Source organism: Gilvimarinus sp. 1_MG-2023, from assembly GCF_030548285.1.
Window position 1 is genome coordinate 1 of the sequence record NZ_JAUOSC010000580.1, and the last position, 322, is coordinate 322.

Sequence of the window (322 nt, forward strand, 5' to 3'; positions counted from 1 at the left end):
CCTGTTGCCAATGCTAGTGCATCATTGGTTGCGACAGAGATATGACCATTTTGCTCCCGAAAAACGACTTTGACCCGATTATCTTGGCTTTGAAGGTCAACCATCATTTCCTTCAACTCATCCAAACCAGAGCAATCATCTGCCAAACACAGCTCCAATTTCTGATAGCTCTGCGATAGCACCGATTGCACACATCGACGAAATAATTCCAGGTCCGGTTTATACACCGGAATCACCACAGACAACATTGGCATATCAGTATCTGATGCCAGCGTATTACATTGCTCCAATCGTTTTTGAACGAGTCCACCCTCTACCAGGG

General features: G+C 45.7%; 1 protein-coding gene. It reads right to left on the reverse strand.

The features are described from left to right. A partial coding sequence (locus Q4563_RS18170; RefSeq protein ID WP_303605500.1) for a glycosyltransferase occupies positions 1-322 on the reverse strand: 322 nt, incomplete at both ends.